The sequence below is a fragment of the Salmonella sp. HY31 genome (genome assembly GCF_042604575.1).
GTDB classification, from domain to species: domain Bacteria; phylum Pseudomonadota; class Gammaproteobacteria; order Enterobacterales; family Enterobacteriaceae; genus Salmonella; species Salmonella diarizonae.
Genome location: NZ_CP170479.1, coordinates 2,599,593 through 2,615,731, shown reverse-complemented (window position 1 = coordinate 2,615,731; position 16,139 = coordinate 2,599,593). Strand labels below are relative to the sequence as shown.

The 16,139-nt window shown below is 51.4% G+C and carries 18 protein-coding genes; 11 read left to right on the top strand and 7 right to left on the bottom strand.

From position 1 onward, the window contains the following. Window positions 1-2: 2 nt before the first annotated feature. The 3 genes from ACE15A_RS12360 (at window position 3) to rnd (ending at window position 3,674) form a co-directional block, all read left to right on the top strand. Window positions 3-584: a Slp family lipoprotein gene (locus ACE15A_RS12360; RefSeq protein ID WP_000290594.1), complete on the top strand. Its 582-nt coding sequence runs from the start codon at window positions 3-5 to the stop codon at window positions 582-584. 204 nt (window positions 585-788) lie between these two features. Next, on the top strand, window positions 789-2,474 hold the full coding sequence (gene fadD, locus ACE15A_RS12355) for a long-chain-fatty-acid--CoA ligase FadD (RefSeq protein WP_023247710.1): 1,686 nt from the start codon (window positions 789-791) through the stop codon (window positions 2,472-2,474). Window positions 2,475-2,546: 72 nt separating this feature from the next. Then, entirely contained in the window at window positions 2,547-3,674 is a 1,128-nt protein-coding gene (gene rnd, locus ACE15A_RS12350) for a ribonuclease D (RefSeq protein WP_023247709.1), read from the top strand. A 121-nt stretch (window positions 3,675-3,795) separates the two neighbouring features. Here rnd and minE read toward each other — a convergent pair whose 3' ends face one another. Genes minE through minC form a run of 3 tightly spaced genes read right to left on the bottom strand, consistent with a single transcriptional unit; the run spans window position 3,796 to window position 5,609 of the window. Further along, window positions 3,796-4,062, bottom strand: a complete 267-nt coding sequence (gene minE, locus ACE15A_RS12345) for a cell division topological specificity factor MinE (protein WP_001185666.1) — start codon at window positions 4,060-4,062, stop codon at window positions 3,796-3,798. A gap of 3 nt (window positions 4,063-4,065) precedes the next feature. After that, on the bottom strand, window positions 4,066-4,878 hold the full coding sequence (minD, locus tag ACE15A_RS12340) for a septum site-determining protein MinD (protein WP_023247708.1): 813 nt from the start codon (window positions 4,876-4,878) through the stop codon (window positions 4,066-4,068). Window positions 4,879-4,901: 23 nt separating this feature from the next. Beyond that, entirely contained in the window at window positions 4,902-5,609 is a 708-nt protein-coding gene (minC, locus tag ACE15A_RS12335) for a septum site-determining protein MinC (RefSeq protein WP_000072523.1), read from the bottom strand. 125 nt (window positions 5,610-5,734) lie between these two features. On the opposite strand from minC, the gene ACE15A_RS12330 reads away from it, so the two are divergent. The 5 genes from ACE15A_RS12330 to ACE15A_RS12310 all read left to right on the top strand — a co-directional run bounded on the left by ACE15A_RS12330 (window position 5,735) and on the right by ACE15A_RS12310 (window position 8,151). Then, window positions 5,735-6,028 (top strand): YcgL domain-containing protein, encoded by a 294-nt coding sequence (locus ACE15A_RS12330; RefSeq protein ID WP_001525604.1) that lies wholly within the window; start codon window positions 5,735-5,737, stop codon window positions 6,026-6,028. Between the two features lie 49 nt (window positions 6,029-6,077). Next, window positions 6,078-6,737, top strand: a complete 660-nt coding sequence (locus tag ACE15A_RS12325; RefSeq protein WP_053507941.1) for a fumarylacetoacetate hydrolase family protein — start codon at window positions 6,078-6,080, stop codon at window positions 6,735-6,737. Window positions 6,738-6,829: 92 nt separating this feature from the next. Then, the gene (locus ACE15A_RS12320) at window positions 6,830-7,276 is read left to right on the top strand and encodes a YcgN family cysteine cluster protein (RefSeq protein ID WP_053507942.1); all 447 of its coding nucleotides are present in this window, start codon (window positions 6,830-6,832) and stop codon (window positions 7,274-7,276) included. Window positions 7,277-7,626: 350 nt separating this feature from the next. After that, window positions 7,627-7,764 (top strand): hypothetical protein, encoded by a 138-nt coding sequence (locus tag ACE15A_RS12315; RefSeq protein WP_001519337.1) that lies wholly within the window; start codon window positions 7,627-7,629, stop codon window positions 7,762-7,764. 213 nt (window positions 7,765-7,977) lie between these two features. Continuing rightward, entirely contained in the window at window positions 7,978-8,151 is a 174-nt protein-coding gene (locus ACE15A_RS12310; protein ID WP_023247706.1) for a GnsA/GnsB family addiction module toxin, read from the top strand. 71 nt (window positions 8,152-8,222) lie between these two features. Here ACE15A_RS12310 and ACE15A_RS12305 read toward each other — a convergent pair whose 3' ends face one another. From ACE15A_RS12305 to nhaB, 3 genes are all read right to left on the bottom strand, one after another. Further along, on the bottom strand, window positions 8,223-8,564 hold the full coding sequence (locus ACE15A_RS12305) for a DUF1971 domain-containing protein (protein ID WP_053507880.1): 342 nt from the start codon (window positions 8,562-8,564) through the stop codon (window positions 8,223-8,225). A 108-nt stretch (window positions 8,565-8,672) separates the two neighbouring features. After that, window positions 8,673-9,203: a disulfide bond formation protein DsbB gene (gene dsbB / locus ACE15A_RS12300; protein WP_000943479.1), complete on the bottom strand. Its 531-nt coding sequence runs from the start codon at window positions 9,201-9,203 to the stop codon at window positions 8,673-8,675. A gap of 141 nt (window positions 9,204-9,344) precedes the next feature. After that, a complete protein-coding gene (gene nhaB, locus ACE15A_RS12295; RefSeq protein WP_023247703.1) occupies window positions 9,345-10,889 on the bottom strand; it encodes a Na(+)/H(+) antiporter NhaB in 1,545 nt (514 codons plus the stop codon). Between the two features lie 218 nt (window positions 10,890-11,107). On the opposite strand from nhaB, the gene fadR reads away from it, so the two are divergent. After that, window positions 11,108-11,827 (top strand): fatty acid metabolism transcriptional regulator FadR, encoded by a 720-nt coding sequence (fadR, locus tag ACE15A_RS12290; protein WP_023247702.1) that lies wholly within the window; start codon window positions 11,108-11,110, stop codon window positions 11,825-11,827. Window positions 11,828-11,873: 46 nt separating this feature from the next. Here the strand turns inward: fadR and ACE15A_RS12285 are convergent, their stop codons facing one another. Next, window positions 11,874-13,406: a SpoVR family protein gene (locus ACE15A_RS12285; protein ID WP_053507881.1), complete on the bottom strand. Its 1,533-nt coding sequence runs from the start codon at window positions 13,404-13,406 to the stop codon at window positions 11,874-11,876. Between the two features lie 322 nt (window positions 13,407-13,728). Here ACE15A_RS12285 and ACE15A_RS12280 point away from each other — a divergent pair, with 322 nt between their 5' ends. Next, on the top strand, window positions 13,729-15,027 hold the full coding sequence (locus ACE15A_RS12280) for a D-amino acid dehydrogenase (RefSeq protein WP_053507882.1): 1,299 nt from the start codon (window positions 13,729-13,731) through the stop codon (window positions 15,025-15,027). 13 nt (window positions 15,028-15,040) lie between these two features. Further along, window positions 15,041-16,102, top strand: coding sequence for a catabolic alanine racemase DadX (gene dadX, locus ACE15A_RS12275; protein ID WP_064055945.1), 1,062 nt, complete (start codon window positions 15,041-15,043; stop codon window positions 16,100-16,102). Window positions 16,103-16,139 lie beyond the last annotated feature (37 nt).

Sequence of the window (16,139 nt, the reverse complement as noted above, 5' to 3'; positions counted from 1 at the left end):
TCATGGCGGTTCAAAAACGGTTAATAAAAGGGGCGCTGGCGTGCGCTTTTGCGCTTATGCTGAGCGGTTGCGTGACTATCCCGGATGCCATTAAAGGTTCGAGTCCGACGCCGCAGCAGGATTTGGTACGGGTCATGAATGCGCCGCAGCTCTATATCGGGCAAGAGGCGCGTTTCGGCGGTAAAGTTGTGGCGGTACAAAATCAGCAGGGAAAAACCCGGCTTGAAATCGCTACCGTACCGCTCGACAGCGGCGCGCGTCCTGTTCTGGGCGAAGCCTCGCGCGGCAGAATTTTTGCAGATGTGAATGGTTTTCTGGACCCGGTGGACTTCCGTGGCCAGTTAGTTACCGTTGTCGGCCCGATAACCGGAACGGTTGACGGCAAAATCGGTAATACGCCGTATAAATTTATGCTGATGCAGGCTACCGGCTATAAACGCTGGCATCTTGTTCAGCAGGTCGTCATGCCTCCACAGCCGATCGATCCGTGGTTTTACGGCGGACGCGCCTGGCCTTATGGCTATGGTGGTTGGGGATGGTATAACCCTGGACCCGCAGAGGTTCAGACGATAGTAACAGAGTAACTCTTTGTTTTATCAATGAAAGAAACAGCGGCTGGGCCGCTGTTTCTGCATTCATAGAGACATAATAAAAATAAATAGTGACGCGCTTCGCAACCTTTCAGTTGCGTAATTAATAAACTGGTACGCTGAGTTAATATAATGTTAACGACTTGTTTATTAACTGGGGTTGTGATGACGACGAACACTCATTTTAGAGGTGATGCATTGAAGAAGGTTTGGCTTAACCGTTATCCCGCTGATGTTCCGGCGGAGATCAACCCTGACCGTTATCAATCCCTGGTTGAACTGTTTGAACATGCGGCGACGCGCTATGCCGATCAGCCTGCGTTCGTCAATATGGGGGAGGTAATGACCTTCCGCAAATTAGAAGAACGTAGTCGGGCATTTGCGGCTTATTTACAACAAGGGCTGGGACTCAAAAAAGGCGACCGTGTTGCGCTGATGATGCCAAACCTGTTGCAGTATCCCGTCGCGCTATTTGGTATTTTACGCGCCGGCATGATTGTGGTGAACGTTAACCCGCTTTACACGCCGCGCGAACTTGAGCATCAACTTAACGATAGCGGCGCGGCGGCCATTGTTATTGTTTCTAACTTTGCCCATACGCTGGAAAAAGTGGTCGAGAAAACGTCGGTACAGCACGTTATTCTGACGCGGATGGGCGACCAGCTTTCTACCGCTAAAGGTACGGTTGTTAACTTTGTCGTGAAATACATCAAGCGTCTGGTGCCGAAATACCACTTGCCAGACGCAATCTCGTTTCGCAGCGCGCTACAGCATGGCTACCGTATGCAGTACGTAAAACCGGAGGTTGTCGCCGAAGATCTGGCTTTCCTGCAATATACCGGCGGTACGACGGGCGTGGCGAAAGGCGCGATGCTGACTCATCGCAATATGCTGGCGAATCTGGAGCAGGTGAAAGCGACCTATGGGCCGTTGCTTCATCCGGGGAAAGAGCTGGTGGTGACCGCGCTGCCGCTGTATCACATTTTTGCCTTAACCATGAATTGTCTGCTCTTTATTGAGCTGGGCGGGCAAAACCTGCTGATTACCAATCCGCGTGATATCCCCGGCCTGGTCAAGGAGCTGGCGAAATATCCATTTACGGCGATGACCGGCGTTAACACGCTGTTCAACGCCTTGCTCAATAATAAAGAGTTTCAGCAGTTGGATTTTTCCTCGCTGCATTTGTCAGCCGGCGGCGGGATGCCGGTGCAAAACGCCGTTGCGGAACGTTGGGTTAAACTGACCGGGCAATACCTGCTGGAAGGCTACGGGCTGACCGAGTGCGCCCCGTTGGTGAGCGTCAACCCGCATGATATTGATTATCATAGCGGCAGTATCGGCCTGCCGGTACCGTCAACAGAAGCCAAACTGGTGGATGACGATGACAATGAAGTCGCGCCGGGTGAGGCCGGAGAGCTTTGCGTGAAAGGCCCGCAGGTTATGTTGGGATACTGGCAGCGTCCTGACGCGACGGATGAAATCATTAAAGATGGCTGGCTGCATACAGGCGATATTGCGGTTATGGATGAAGAAGGCTTTCTGCGGATTGTCGATCGCAAGAAAGATATGATTCTGGTTTCCGGTTTTAACGTTTATCCAAACGAAATTGAAGATGTGGTGATGCAGCATTCTGGCGTGCAGGAGGTTGCAGCGGTTGGCGTGCCTTCCGGCAGTAGCGGCGAAGCGGTGAAGATTTTTGTGGTTAAGAAAGATCCCGCATTGACTGACGATGCGCTGATTACCTTCTGCCGTCGCCATCTGACCGGATATAAAGTGCCCAAACAGGTGGAGTTTCGCGAGGAGTTGCCAAAATCTAACGTTGGGAAAATTTTACGACGAGAACTGCGTGACGAAGCCCGTGGCAAAGTAGACAATAAAGCCTGAGCGTTAAGTCAGCTAACGAGAGACGCCGGTTAAACCGGCGTTTTTTTTGGCGCGAACCAAAGAGAACACGATTTGAATTACCAAATGATTGAAACGGACGATGCGCTGGCGAGCCTGTGTGAGGCTGTCCGCGCATGTCCGGCTATTGCTTTAGATACTGAATTTGTCCGTACCCGTACCTATTACCCACAGTTAGGATTGATCCAGCTATTTGATGGGACAAATGTCGCCCTGATCGATCCGCTCGGCATCAGCGACTGGTCGCCGTTAAAAGCAGTGCTGCGCGATACGGGAATCACCAAATTTCTGCACGCGGGCAGCGAAGATCTGGAAGTATTTCTTAATGCGTTTGGTGAACTGCCGGCACCTCTGATTGATACGCAAATTCTGGCGGCGTTTTGCGGGCGTCCGCTGTCGTGGGGGTTTGCGTCGATGGTGGAAGAGTATACGGGCGTGGCGCTGGATAAAAGCGAGTCTCGTACCGACTGGTTAGCCCGGCCTTTAAGCGAACGTCAGTGTGAATACGCGGCGGCGGATGTCTGGTATCTGTTACCGATCGCTAAAAAGCTGATGATTGAAACTGAAGCCGCAGGATGGTTGCCTGCCGCGCTTAATGAGTGCCGATTGATGCAGCAGCGTCGTCAGGAGATTCAGGCGCCGGAAGAAGCATGGCGGGATATCACCAATGCCTGGCAACTGCGTACCCGCCAGTTAGCCTGTCTACAACTTTTAGCTGACTGGCGTCTGCGTAAGGCACGTGAGCGCGATATGGCGGTGAACTTCGTTGTGCGTGAGGAAAACCTGTGGGCGGTCGCGCGTTATATGCCGGGCAGTCTCGGTGAGCTGGATAGCCTGGGCCTTTCCGGCAGTGAGATTCGTTTTCACGGCAAAACGTTGATATCGCTGGTGGCGAAAGCGCAGGCGCTACCGGAAGAGGCATTGCCGGAACCGCTGTTGAATCTGATGGACATGCCGGGCTATCGCAAAGCGTTTAAGGCCATCAAAGTGCTGGTGGCGGAGGTAAGCGCGGCGCATCACGTCAGCGGCGAGCTACTGGCATCGCGTCGGCAGATTAATCAGTTGCTTAACTGGCACTGGAAATTAAAACCGCAAAATGGGCAACCGGAATTGATTTCCGGCTGGCGCGCCGAACTGATGGCGGAGAAGTTAACTCTTCTGTTGCAGGAGTATCCGCGTTAACGACGGTAATTGTCAGGAAAACGGCCAGTGAAATAAATGTCCGTATCCGGAGTAATGCAAAAAAATAAAAAAGGCAGATTCTTCTGCCTTTTTTAATCCAGGAATTTTCCCATAAAAGAGCTTATTTTGACTCTTCGGCTTCCGGCAGCGTTACGTTAAGTTCAAGGATGGAGATATCGCCATCTTTTTGCTCAAGCTGGACGGTAACCATTTCCGGATCGATTTGTACGTATTTACAAATGACCTCAAGAATATCTTTGCGTAACTGCGGTAAATAATGCGGTTCGGCATCGCTACGGCGACGTTCCGCGACAATGATTTGCAACCGCTCTTTTGCAATATTAGCGGTACTCTTTTTCCGCGAGAGAAAAAAATCCAGTAATGCCATAATTTATCCTCCGAACAGGCGTTTGAGGAAACCTTTCTTCTCTTCTTCAATGAAGCGGAAAGGACGTTCTTCTCCCAACAGACGATCTACGGTATCTGCATAGGCTTTACCCGCATCCGCAGTGGCGTCAAGAATCACCGGTTCGCCCTGGTTAGATGCGCGCAGTACGGATTGATCTTCCGGGATCACCCCGACGAGTTTAATACGCAGAATCTCCAGTACATCTTCCATGCTGAGCATGTCGCCTTTATTTACGCGGCCTGGATTGTAGCGCGTCAACAGGAGATGTTCTTTAATCGGCTCTTCGCCATTTTCTGCGCGACGAGATTTCGATGCCAGAATACCCAGAATACGGTCCGAGTCACGAACAGAAGAGACTTCCGGGTTGGTCGTGATGATCGCTTCATCGGCAAAATAGAGCGCCATCAGCGCCCCGGTTTCGATACCCGCCGGCGAGTCGCAAACGATGAACTCAAAGTCCATCGCTCTCAGTGAGTCCAATACTTTAGCGACGCCTTCGCGCGTCAGCGCGTCTTTATCCCGAGTCTGCGACGCCGGAAGAATGAAGAGATTTTCAGTACGCTTATCTTTGATCAGCGCCTGATTCAGTGTCGCATCGCCCTGAATGACGTTTACAAAATCGTAAACGACACGACGTTCGCACCCCATAATCAGATCGAGGTTACGCAGTCCGATATCAAAATCAATGACGACAGTTTTCTTTCCCTTCTGGGCCAAACCTGTAGCGATGGCCGCGCTGGAGGTGGTTTTGCCAACGCCCCCTTTACCCGAAGTAACAACAATAATGCGTGCCATAAAAATTCCTTGTTAAAAAGGGATCAATTCAACGGTTGAACTGTCAAAGCGTTGTCTGCTAAACGCAGGCGCGCCGCTTTGCCATAAAATTCTGCCGGGATTTTATCACTCAGCCAGTAAACACCTGCGATAGAGACCAGTTCTGCCGTCAGATGGGTACAAAAAATTTGCGCTTCCCGATCGCCGCTCGCCCCTGCCAGCGCGCGACCTCTCATCATGCCATAGACATGGATATTGCCGTCAGCGATAAGCTCTGCGCCAGCGCTGACGTGACTTGTAACAATCAGATCACATTGTGGAGCATAAATGCGCTGACCGGAACGAACCGGAACATCAATTAATCGCGTTTTTGTGATGGGATTAGCGTTTTGCGGCGGCTCGCTGGGCGTTGCCGGCTCAACGGGCGCCGGTCGAACCGCTTTCTCTTTACCTTCGGTCAGTAAAGGAAGACCCATCCGATCGATTTCTGCTTTCAGGCTGGCGTCTTTACAGCCGCTCACGCCGATAATGCGTAAGCCAGTTGAGGTCACGATCTTATGCAGTTCCGGCCAGTTTACCGGGCTTTCAAGACCGCTAACGTTAATAACGACAGGGGCGTGTTTTAAAAACGCAGGAGCCTGCGCTATTTTGTCTTCTAACGCCTGACGAATAACCTCTGGTTCCGCTTCATGCAAATGAACCACTGATAAGGTGAAGCTACTGCCTTTAAGCTCGATTGGCGTGTTTGACATCCTGGCCTTACTCAATTTGCTATTTATCATCTCCGATACGGAGTGATATTCCGAAGTCCAGAAGGCATGTTATAGTCAGTATTATATTGAGGCAAGTCACCATCCCGTTAATTCAGAGTAAAAGTATGTTTTGTGTGATCTATAGAAGTAGCAAGCGCGATCAAACCTATTTGTATGTCGAAAAAAAAGACGATTTTTCGCGGGTGCCTGAAGCGTTGATGAAAGGATTCGGTCAGCCGCAGTTAGCGATGATGCTGCCGCTTGATGGACGTAAAAAATTAGTCAATGCTGAGCTCGAAAAAGTAAAACAGGCGTTAAGCGAGCAGGGCTATTATTTACAATTGCCGCCGCCGCCGGAAGATTTGCTGAAACAACATCTTTCTTCGGTAGGACAAAATACGTCGCCCGCTGACCGTTAAACGGTATTCGGCGCCGCGCCTGAATTCCATCATGATCTTAGGGGAAAATATGTATCAACATCGTAACTGGCAAGGCGCCTTGCTTGATTACCCGGTAAGTAAAGTGGTCTGCGTGGGCAGTAATTACGCAAATCACATCAAGGAGATGGGCAGCGCGACGCCGGAAGAACCCATGCTTTTTATCAAGCCGGAAACCGCATTGTGTGATATTCGCCAGCCGCTGGCGATTCCGGCGGATATGGGCGCTGTTCATCATGAAGTTGAACTTGCTGTGCTGATTGGCGCAACGCTCCGCCAGGCGACCGAAGATCATGTACGTAAAGCGATAGCCGGTTATGGCGTGGCGCTTGATTTAACCCTGCGCGATATTCAAGGGAAAATGAAAAAGGCCGGACAGCCCTGGGAAAAAGCCAAAGGTTTTGATAACGCATGTCCGATTTCAGGCTTCATCCCTGTCGCGGCCTTCTGCGGCGATCCGCAAAATACGGTTATCGGACTTAACGTTAATGGCGAGGTTCGCCAGCAAGGGTCGACCGCGGATATGATTCATCCTATTGTGCCTCTTATCGCCTATATGAGCCGCTATTTTACGCTCAAAGCCGGGGACGTGGTGCTAACCGGCACGCCGGCAGGCGTGGGGCCATTATTAAGCGGCGATGAGCTGGACATTCGTTTTAATGGCGAAACGTTGTCTACCCGCGTTCTGTAAAATCTGCTTGCCGCCTTCAGCGGCGGTAAAACTTGCATCTGCAGGCCAGACTGGTTATAAGGTGCAGCTTTAGTGCAATGGCGGATACTTTAATGAGCGATACACCTTTCTGGCAACGTAAAACCCTGGATGAAATGACCGATGCCGAGTGGGAGTCGCTGTGCGATGGCTGCGGTCAATGCTGCCTGCATAAGCTGATGGATGAAGATACAGATGAAATCTACTTCACCAACGTGGCGTGCAGGCAATTAAATATCAAAACGTGCCAGTGCCGTCATTATGAGCGCCGTTTTGAATTTGAACCCGACTGTATCAAACTCACTCGCGAAAACTTGCCAGACTTTGAATGGTTGCCGATGACCTGCGCCTACCGTTTGTTAGCGGAAGGTAAGCCCTTGCCGGTGTGGCATCCGCTGCTTACTGGATCGAAAGCCGCTATGCATGGCGAGCGAATTTCTGTTCGTCATATCGCGGTTAAAGAATCTGAAGTGCGGGACTGGCAGGATCATATTTTAAACAAACCGTCGTGGGCAGAATAAGTCTTCGGCAAAACGGCTGATTGTTTACAATTCTTTAATTTATGCCGGGCGGCCCCTGAAAACAGGAATTGTGTGCAAATTCCGTCACCTGGCGTTATCACCACCTCTTAATCGTCTCCGATACTCCTTGCCGCTGCGCTCGCGCACGTATGGCGGCGACCCTATACTTTCAAAGCAGTATATCGCTGCCTATCCTGAGGAGTTACCCATGAATAACCAACCGTTGCGTGTTTCGAAGGATCAGCCCAGGAAGCCTGATAAGACACCCGAAGACGAAGGAAAAAATACAAAGAAAAATCAAAAGTAGTGATATAGGGTATCTTTAATAACTATGGTTCGTTGGAGGCTTTATGTCTGAACGTCCTGATTTAGTCGATCCATTACCAGAAGATGAACCGCTTCCTGGTGAAAATATTCCGGATACGCCAGAGGGAGACGATCCTCTCGACCCGGATACCCAAAATGAGGTTGAAGATCCTCGTAGATAGCGTCTTGTGCTATTAACCAACCGCCTGATGCAGTTGCCTGACTTTAGTGGGCAGCCTATACCAGGCGGTTTTTTTTGCGTCATCCAAAGCGAAACATCCTGATAACCCTCAGAAAGATAGCCTATAATTTTTTGTACGTTAAAATAGTAGCGCGTCCATGACGACACTGTCTTATTTGCGCTTAGCCGTTTGCGAGTTCAAAGGAGGAAATCAATGAACAGCGAAGAGTTGACACGTAAAGCAGAAGAAGAAATCGCGGCACTCATTACCAAAAAGGTCGCCGAACTACGGAAGAAAACCGGGCAAGAAGTTTCCGAAATAGAGTTTGCGCCGCGAGAAACGATGAAAGGGCTTGAAGGGTACAACGTTAAAATTAAACTACTCTAGCGTTTAATCCGCGTTATTAACAACCGGGCTACTGGGCGGAACGCTGCCCAGTGGTGATCGGTTTACCAATATCAGGCTTTTTTCTGTTGATACAGTTCTTCGCCCTGATGGTCTTCCTCCACCCAAAAATGAATGTTGAACCGCGCATCATCGCTCAGTTCTACCCGATGCCAGTATTGCGGCGGGCTGGTGGCGAATTGTCCGGCATTAATCACTACTTTCACTTCTGGTTCTGTCGCGGCTTCATTCGCAAAGCCATAGTAGGTCACGGTGCCTTCCATCACGCAAAGTTGTCCGAAAACGCCTGCCGCTGTGTTGTGATGAGAGAGTAATGCCGCCGGAACATTCTCTTTGGTGAAAAAGGGCGTGGAGCGTTTAACTTTCCAGCTTGCCGGGATGCGTAAGTGGAACATAAGACATCTCCCTGGTGTGTCGTTTAAAAGATATATTAAACACACACCTTTAAATGACTGGCAAACAACGCATCGGGCAAAAAAAACGCTCCCGAAGGAGCGTGTGTATCAACGACCGAACAGGTCGCGTTTTTTAGGCTTAAACGCCTGGGCTATGACGACGGCTATCGCCACCACAAGATAGGCGGCAAAGATCCCTAACAGCCATTGCGGCATCTCCAGCGTTAAAAACGACCACTGGCGCTCGGCGCAATCGCCGGATGCCACAAACACCTGCGGCAGCCATTTACCCAACGGCAACCAGTCTGGAAAGCGCGCCATAAAATCACAGGTCATGAACGGCGAGGGGTGCAACTGAATCATCGTATGTTCATACGCCAGTTGTAGACCCCGCCAGGCGCTGTAAATCCAGATAACCATTGCCACGTATCGCAGCGGCGTTTTCGGCGCTATTGCGCCGACCAGACCCGCGCCCATCACGCCAAACAGGGCGCAACGTTCGTAAATACATAGCACGCAAGGTTTAAGTAACATGACGTGCTGGAACCATAACGCCACCATTTCCAGCGCCAGGGCGGTTAACGCCATCAGTAACCAGGCGCCCCGACCCCGTGAGCACTGGTTTAAAAATCGCAACATAATAATTTCCCTGCAACATGCGTAGAGACCGCAGTGTAAACCAATTCAATTCGTGCGCCACTAGCGGGAAATGAAATAATGTGTAATTGGATAATTATCAGGCAAAAAGCGAAACCGGGCAGTGTATTGCCCGGTCAAACGTTACGAAAGCGTTGCTAACCATCCTGCCTGGGTCATCCATTCGGTGACCGGCGCAAGAGTGAATTCGACGCACAGTAGCCCTACCAGCGTCAGTACGATAGTGTACGGTAACGCCATCCAGACCATACGGCCATAGGAGAGACGGATTAACGGCGCCAGCGCGGAGGTCAGCAGAAATAAGAATGCCGCCTGACCATTTGGCGTCGCTACCGATGGCAGGTTAGTACCGGTATTGATGGCTACGGCTAACAGCTCAAACTGTTTTAAGCTGATGGCGCCGTTTTCCATTGCCGCCTTCGCTTCGTTGATATAAATGGTGCCAACAAAGACGTTATCCGAGATAGAGGACAACAGGCCGTTAAAGAGATAGAACAGCGTTAGCTGCGCGTGTTCAGAGGCTTGCAAAACGAACTGAATAATCGGCGCGAAAAGATGTTGATCGATAATAACCGCCACAATTGAGAAGAAAACGGTTAACAGCGCAGTGAACGGCAGCGACTCGGTAAACGCTTTGCCGATGGCGTGTTCATCGGTTACACCCGTTAACGCGGTGGTCAGAATAATTACCGACAGACCAATCAGTCCCACCTCCGCGAGATGGAGGGCGAGGGCGGTAACCAGCCAGACGCCAATAATCGCCTGGACTATTAGCTTAATTTTATCCTGGCGGGTGCGCTGCTTACGGCTTTGGTCGTCGAATTGCTGCAAGACGCCGCGGACTTTCTCCGGCAATGTTTCGCCATAGCCAAACCAGCGCATCTTCTCGACCAGCATACAGGTTAACAGCCCACATACCAGTACAGGGACGGTGACAGGCGACATCCGCAAAAAGAAGTCGCCGAAATGCCAGCCAGCCGCTTTAGAAATGATCAAGTTTTGCGGCTCCCCGACCATGGTCATGACGCCGCCCAGCGCCGTACCCACGCCCGCATGCATCATCAGGCTACGCAAGAAGCCGCGGAATTGTTCCAGCACCGTTTTGGAATGCTGCTCAATATGGCTGTCATCCAGCATATCGTTCTCTTCGCCGCGCGATGAGGCCACACGATGGTAAATCCCGTAAAAACCGACGGCGACGCTGATCACTACCGCGACGACGGTAAGTGCATCAAGGAAAGCCGACAAGAACGCGGCGGCGACGCAAAAAGCCAGCGACAGGACCATCTTCGAGCGGATACTGAGTAACAGACGGGTAAAAATAAACAGCAGTAACTGCTTCATAAAATAGATACCCGCCACCATAAACATCAGCAGCAGCAAGACTTCCAGGTTGGCGGCAACCTCTTCACGCACATGGGCGGCGCTGGTCATGCCGATGATGACGGCTTCAATGGCCAGTAACCCGCCGGGCAGCAGGGGGTAACACTTTAACGCCATCGCCAGGGTGAAGATAAACTCTGCCACCAACAGCCAACCGGCAACAAAGGAATCAGCGAAGAAAATGAATGGGTTGATAATTAAAAAGACCAGTAGTGCCAGTTTGTACCAGTCAGGCGACTGGCCTAAAAAGTTGCGCCACATGGCGCGACCCCAGGAGATCTCCATGAAAGTTTCCCTTACCTAAAAAATAAAATAGCGTTTTTATGTTTAAACACAGAGAGTAGCGAGCGCGGCGAATGCAAGCAAGTCCTTAACGATATTGGCAGGCGATATCAGAAATGGTGTCTTGATCCCCTTTTTCTTCATCGCGTCCGCTATCAGGTGCTACGCCCGTCTGGTATGATGAGTGTAACTATGTTTTGCTGTGTAATGGAAATCTCACTATGGTCATTAAGGCGCAGAGCCCGGCGGGTTTCGCGGAAGAGTATATTATTGAAAGTATCTGGAATAACCGCTTTCCTCCCGGCACGATCTTACCGGCAGAACGAGAACTCTCCGAACTGATCGGCGTGACGCGCACGACATTACGCGAGGTATTACAGCGGCTGGCGCGAGATGGCTGGCTGACCATTCAGCATGGCAAACCGACAAAGGTCAATAATTTTTGGGAAACGTCAGGGTTGAATATCCTTGAAACGCTGGCCCGTCTTGACCATGAAAGTGTTCCACAACTGATCGACAATTTGTTGTCGGTGCGTACCAATATTTCTACTATCTTTATTCGTACTGCGTTGCGTCAACACCCGGATAAGGCGCAGGAAGTGCTGGCCACTGCGCACGAAGTGGCCGATCATGCCGATGCATTCGCCGATCTGGACTATAACATCTTTCGTGGTCTGGCATTCGCCTCTGGCAATCCTATCTACGGCTTGATCCTGAACGGCATGAAAGGGTTATACACCCGCATTGGTCGCCACTATTTCGCCAATCCGGAAGCGCGCAGTCTGGCATTGGGCTTCTATCATAAATTATCGTTGTTATGCGAGCAGGGCGCGCACGACCAGGTGTATGAAACGGTGCGGCGTTACGGACATGACAGCGGCGAGATTTGGCATCGGATGCAGAAAAATCTGCCCGGCGATTTAGCGATTCAGGGACGATAATCCAGCGATGCCCGGTAGGCGCAAACGCTACCGGGCAGCATCACAATTACAGAGTGTTCATGCGCGGCGGGCGACGTTCAAGCAGTTCTACGCTGCCATCCTCATTTTGTTGCTCCAGCATTACATCAAAGCCCCATAACCGATGCACATGTTTCAGCACCTCTTTGCGGCCTTTATCCAGCGGCGCGCGGTTATGCGGGATATACCGTAACGTCAGCGATCTGTCGCCGCGTAAATCGACATTCCAGACCTGAATATTCGGCTCCAGGTTGCTCAGATTATACTGTGACGACAGTTTTGAGCGAATCTCCCGATAACCTTCTTCGTTATGAATGGCGGAGATCTCCAGATAATTATGCCTGTCATCATCAAGTACCGTGAAGAAACGGAAATCACGCATCACCTTTGGCGACAGGAACTGGCTGATAAAGCTTTCATCTTTAAAATCGCGCATGGCGAAGTGCAGCGTTTCCAGCCAGTCGGAACCGGCAATATCTGGAAACCAGTATTTATCTTCATCCGTGGGCGACTGACAAATACGCTTGATATCCTGGAACATGGCAAAGCCGAGCGCATAGGGGTTAATTCCGCTATACCAGGGGCTATTATAGGGCGGCTGGAATACTACATTGGTGTGGCTGTGTAAAAACTCCAGCATAAAGCGTTCCGTCACTTTGCCTTCATCATACAGATGATTCAGGATGGTGTAATGCCAGAAGGTCGCCCAGCCTTCGTTCATGACCTGCGTCTGTTTCTGCGGATAAAAATACTGGCTGACTTTACGCACAATGCGCAGAATTTCGCGTTGCCACGGCTCCAGCAACGGGGCGTTTTTCTCCATAAAATAGAGCAGGTTTTCCTGCGGTTCAGAGGGAAAACGGCGTGCTTCGGCGACAGTTTTCTCTTCCTCGCGTTTTGGCAGCGTGCGCCACAGCATATTCACCTGGCTTTGTAGATACTCTTCCCGGCTTTTTTGTCGCGCTTTCTCTTCCTGCAATGAGATTTTCTGCGGGCGCTTATAGCGATCGACGCCGTAATTCATCAGCGCGTGGCAGGAGTCGAGCAGTTTTTCTACTTCATCCACTCCGTAGCGTTCTTCACAGCGGGTAATGTAATTACGGGCGAAAATCAGGTAATCGACGATAGAGCTGGCATCCGTCCAGCTTCGGAATAGATAATTATTTTTAAAAAAGGAGTTGTGTCCGTAACAGGCGTGCGCCATTACCAGCGCCTGCATGGTGATGGTGTTCTCCTCCATCAGATAGGCAATACAGGGATTAGAGTTGATCACAATTTCATAAGCCAGTCCTTGTTGACCATGCTTATACAGGCGTTCAGTCTCAATGAACTTTTTGCCAAACGACCAGTGCGGATAGTTGATCGGCATTCCGACGCTGGAGTACGCGTCCATCATCTGTTCGGAAGTGATGACTTCAATTTGGTGCGGGTAAGTATCCAGTTTGTAGAGTTTCGCCACGCGGTCTATCTCTGCCAGATAGACATCCAGCAGATCAAATGTCCAGTCGGGTCCATCGCTCAAACGTGTGGTGTCCTTGTTCATCGAATCAATCGTAACCATTCGCGCACCCTCATTGTTGGCGACGCTCTCTGTATGGAGCGCCTCCTTTCAAGCATAGAACACCATGTTAAAAAACGACTTGATCGCGAAAATTTTTCTTTGCGATTTCCGCCACTCTGAACGGCAAAAAAGCGGGCATTGGCATCATTTTATGCTGTATAGAAATGAGGCGTAGCAGGAGATCCCAAACCAGTGGGATCGCTTGCCTTTAGGGTATATGTGAAGCACGTCACCATAAAAAAGTCATATGTTGAATAATATTTTCATCTGGGTTATCAAGATGTAATCAGAAGATTATTCTTTTACTATTAACGGAGTGGCTATGCGAGTTGTCATCCTGGGGAGTGGCGTAGTTGGCGTGACCAGCGCCTGGTATTTAAGTCAGGCGGGACATGATGTCACCGTCATCGATCGCGAATCCGGCCCGGCGCAAGAAACCAGCGCGGCGAATGCCGGACAAATTTCACCGGGATATGCGGCGCCGTGGGCGGCACCTGGCGTACCGCTGAAGGCGATAAAATGGATGTTCCAGCGCCATGCGCCGCTGGCGGTGCGTCTGGATGGCACCGCGTCTCAACTGAAGTGGATGTGGCAAATGCTGCGTAACTGCGATACCCGGCATTACATGGAAAATAAAGGCCGCATGGTGCGTCTGGCGGAATATAGCCGCGACTGTCTGAAAACGCTACGCGCCGCGACCGGTATCGAATATGAAGGCCGCCAGGGGGGAACGCTACAGCTCTTCCGCACCGCGCAACAGTATGAGAACGCCACCCGTGATATCGCGGTGCTGGAAGATGCTGGGGTGCCGTATCAGCTCCTGGAATCCAGCCGACTGGCGGAAGTTGAGCCCGCTCTGGCTGAGGTTGCGCATAAATTGACCGGCGGACTGCGCTTGCCGAATGATGAAACCGGGGACTGTCAGCTCTTTACCCAGCGTCTGGCGCACATGGCGGAGCAGGCAGGCGTAACCTTTCGCTTTAATACTCCCGTGGAAAAATTACTGTACGAAAATGAACAGATTTACGGCGTGAAATGCGCCGATGAGATCATTAAAGCAGATGCGTATGTCATGGCGTTTGGATCGTATTCGACGGCGATGCTTAAAGGTATTGTTGATATTCCGGTATATCCGCTGAAAGGCTATTCATTAACCATTCCAATCGTCGAGCCAGACGGCGCGCCAGTATCGACGATTCTTGATGAAACCTACAAAATCGCCATTACGCGTTTTGATAAGCGTATTCGCGTGGGGGGAATGGCGGAAATCGTGGGCTTTAATACCGACTTACTGCAACCGCGCCGCGAGACGCTGGAGATGGTTGTGCGCGATCTCTTTCCGCGCGGTGGCCATATTGAGCAGGCCACATTCTGGACCGGCCTGCGGCCCATGACGCCGGACGGCACGCCGGTAGTGGGACGCACCCGTTATAAAAATCTGTGGCTTAATACCGGACACGGCACGTTAGGCTGGACGATGGCCTGCGGTTCAGGCCAGTTGTTAAGCGATATCTTGTCGGGTCGTACGCCAGCGATACCCTACGACGATCTGAGCGTTGCGCGATACCGTTCCGATTTTACGCCCACCCGTCCGCAACGTTTGCATAGCGCGCATAACTGATAAAGGAAGTGAAATGACCCGCCCTATACAGGCCAACCTTGATTTACAGGTAATGAAACAAAATTTGGCTATTGTGCGCCGGGCGGCCCCAGAGGCGCGCGTCTGGTCGGTAGTGAAAGCCAACGCCTACGGCCACGGTATTGAACGCGTCTGGAGCGCGTTGAGCGCCACAGATGGTTTCGCTATGCTCAACCTTGAAGAGGCGATTACCCTACGTGAGCGCGGGTGGAAAGGGCCGATATTGATGCTGGAGGGTTTTTTCCATGCGCAAGACCTGGAGGCGTATGACACTTATCGGCTGACCACCTGCATCCACAGTAACTGGCAGTTGAAAGCGCTGCAAAATGCGCGGCTTAACGCGCCGCTGGATATCTATGTCAAAGTTAACAGCGGCATGAACCGACTCGGTTTTCAGCCTGAGCGGGCGCAGACCGTCTGGCAGCAATTGCGGGCAATGCGCAATGTCGGTGAAATGACAATGATGTCACATTTTGCCCAGGCCGATCATCCGGAAGGTATCGGGGAGGCGATGAGGCGTATTGCGCTGGCGACGGAAGGCCTTCAGTGTTCATACTCGTTATCAAATTCGGCAGCGACGCTGTGGCATCCCCAGGCGCATTATGACTGGGTCAGGCCAGGCATTATTTTGTACGGCGCGTCGCCGTCAGGACAGTGGCGGGATATTGCCGATACCGGACTAAAACCCGTGATGACGTTGAGTAGCGAAATTATTGGCGTGCAGACGCTGAGCGCGGGTGAAAGGGTAGGCTATGGCGGGGGGTATTCTGTGACTCAGGAACAACGCATTGGCATCGTAGCGGCGGGTTATGCCGATGGCTATCCACGCCATGCGCCGACCGGGACGCCTGTGCTGGTGGACGGTATCCGTACCAGAACAGTAGGCACCGTTTCAATGGATATGCTGGCGGTGGATTTGACGCCGTGTCCGCAGGCGGGGATCGGCACGCCGGTTGAATTATGGGGCAAAGAAATTAAGGTCGCTGCTGCGGCAGGCACTCTGGGCTATGAGCTACTGTGCGCCGTAGCGCTGCGCGTGCCTTTTGTGACAACGTAACGTTACTCAAACTAAGATATCGACCGGTTCACCTGGT

Bases quoted from the DNA above. Each gene is read 5' to 3' on its own strand.
- dadX (WP_064055945.1), top strand. From the start codon at position 15,041: ATGACCCGCCCTATACAGGCCAACCTTGATTTACAGGTAATGAAACAA.
- ACE15A_RS12320 (WP_053507942.1), top strand. From the start codon at position 6,830: ATGAGCGATACACCTTTCTGGCAACGTAAAACCCTGGATGAAATGACC.
- nhaB (WP_023247703.1), bottom strand. From the start codon at position 10,889: ATGGAGATCTCCTGGGGTCGCGCCATGTGGCGCAACTTTTTAGGCCAG.
- fadR (WP_023247702.1), top strand. From the start codon at position 11,108: ATGGTCATTAAGGCGCAGAGCCCGGCGGGTTTCGCGGAAGAGTATATT.
- minD (WP_023247708.1), bottom strand. From the start codon at position 4,878: ATGGCACGCATTATTGTTGTTACTTCGGGTAAAGGGGGCGTTGGCAAA.
- ACE15A_RS12310 (WP_023247706.1), top strand. From the start codon at position 7,978: ATGAACAGCGAAGAGTTGACACGTAAAGCAGAAGAAGAAATCGCGGCA.
- ACE15A_RS12330 (WP_001525604.1), top strand. From the start codon at position 5,735: ATGTTTTGTGTGATCTATAGAAGTAGCAAGCGCGATCAAACCTATTTG.
- ACE15A_RS12285 (WP_053507881.1), bottom strand. From the start codon at position 13,406: ATGGTTACGATTGATTCGATGAACAAGGACACCACACGTTTGAGCGAT.
- ACE15A_RS12360 (WP_000290594.1), top strand. From the start codon at position 3: ATGGCGGTTCAAAAACGGTTAATAAAAGGGGCGCTGGCGTGCGCTTTT.
- ACE15A_RS12280 (WP_053507882.1), top strand. From the start codon at position 13,729: ATGCGAGTTGTCATCCTGGGGAGTGGCGTAGTTGGCGTGACCAGCGCC.
- minC (WP_000072523.1), bottom strand. From the start codon at position 5,609: ATGTCAAACACGCCAATCGAGCTTAAAGGCAGTAGCTTCACCTTATCA.
- minE (WP_001185666.1), bottom strand. From the start codon at position 4,062: ATGGCATTACTGGATTTTTTTCTCTCGCGGAAAAAGAGTACCGCTAAT.
- dsbB (WP_000943479.1), bottom strand. From the start codon at position 9,203: ATGTTGCGATTTTTAAACCAGTGCTCACGGGGTCGGGGCGCCTGGTTA.
- ACE15A_RS12325 (WP_053507941.1), top strand. From the start codon at position 6,078: ATGTATCAACATCGTAACTGGCAAGGCGCCTTGCTTGATTACCCGGTA.
- ACE15A_RS12305 (WP_053507880.1), bottom strand. From the start codon at position 8,564: ATGTTCCACTTACGCATCCCGGCAAGCTGGAAAGTTAAACGCTCCACG.
- ACE15A_RS12315 (WP_001519337.1), top strand. From the start codon at position 7,627: ATGTCTGAACGTCCTGATTTAGTCGATCCATTACCAGAAGATGAACCG.